This window comes from Bordetella petrii (assembly GCF_020991325.1).
GTDB classification, from domain to species: Bacteria; Pseudomonadota; Gammaproteobacteria; order Burkholderiales; family Burkholderiaceae_B; genus Bordetella_A; species Bordetella_A petrii_E.
This window is the reverse complement of record NZ_JAJMLX010000501.1, coordinates 1-1213: the sequence shown is the minus strand read 5'-3', so window position 1 is coordinate 1213 and position 1213 is coordinate 1. Positions and strand designations below refer to the sequence as shown.

The window sequence follows — 1213 nt, the reverse complement described above, 5'->3', positions numbered from 1 at the left end:
CACCCTTCGGGCCGCCCTGCCCCTGCCCCTTCGGGCCGCCCGGCTTGCTGCCGCCGGGCTTGCCGCTCTTGCCCGGGCGGCCGGCGTCCTTGCCCAGGGGGTGCCCGTTGGCATAGCCGCCGGTGAACATCAAACCGGTACCGAACGGGTCGGAAGGCGACGATGCCACCTGCCCGGCACTGCCGGCCCGGCCGCCCTGCAATTTGCCACGGCGGCCGATGCGCGCGCCGTTCAGACCGTTGCGCTCCATGGTGCCGAAACCAGGAGGCAGCGCACTGTCATGAGAGCGCGGCTGGCGCGCCGGGCGGTTGCCCTCGCCATCGTCGTCGCGCAGCAAGCCCAGTTGCACCATCAGCGCCGTCACCAGCTGGGGATCCAGTTCGTCCCAGCGGCCGCGACGCAGCGTGCGCGGCAGCACGAGGTCGCCGAACCGGGTGCGGATCAGGCGGCTGACCGTGACGCCCACCGCCTCGAACATGCGGCGCACTTCACGGTTGCGGCCTTCTTGCAACGTGACGCGGTACCAGCGGTTGCTGCCATCGCCGCCCAGATAATCCAGCGCGCCGAAGGCCGCCTGGCCATCTTCCAGCTCGATGCCTTCCACCAGCGATTTGCGGGTCGCATCATCCATTTCGCCCAGCACGCGCACCGCGTATTCGCGTTCGGTGCCGTAGCGCGGATGCATGATGCGGTTGGCCATGTCTCCCGAGGTCGTGAAAATGAGCAGGCCCTCGGTATTCAAGTCCAGGCGCCCCACCGACAGCCACTTGCCCGTGCGCAGCTTGGGCAGGCGAGCGAATACGCTGGCGCGTCCGCCCGGATCGTCGTGGCTGACGATCTCGCCGGCCGGCTTGTGGTACAGGATGACGCGCGGCGGCTTCTTGGTATTGGGGCGCGTAATGGGCTTGCCATTGACGCGCACCTGGTCGGACGGCGCGACCCGCTGGCCGATATGCGCCGGCTCGCCGTTCACCGACACCCGGCCGGCGGTAATGAGCTCTTCCATTTCGCGGCGCGAGCCTATGCCCGCGTCCGCCAGCACCTTGTGCAGCTTGGGCATGGCCACGTCGCTGTTCAGGTACTTGCTCAGGCGCTGCTCGATGCGGTCGGATTTTTCCAGGTATGCCAGGGCCTGCTCGGCTTCGCGCTCGGCGCCGCGGACATCGACATCGGCCGGCACGGGGGCCGCCGCGTCCTCCGCCGGTGCGTCGGT

The 1213-nt window shown here is 69.2% G+C and carries 1 protein-coding gene; it reads right to left on the bottom strand.

The features are described 5' to 3' along the window. A partial coding sequence (gene rluB, locus LPZ50_RS24955; RefSeq protein WP_230665511.1) for a 23S rRNA pseudouridine(2605) synthase RluB occupies positions 1 to 1213 on the bottom strand: 1213 nt, incomplete at both ends.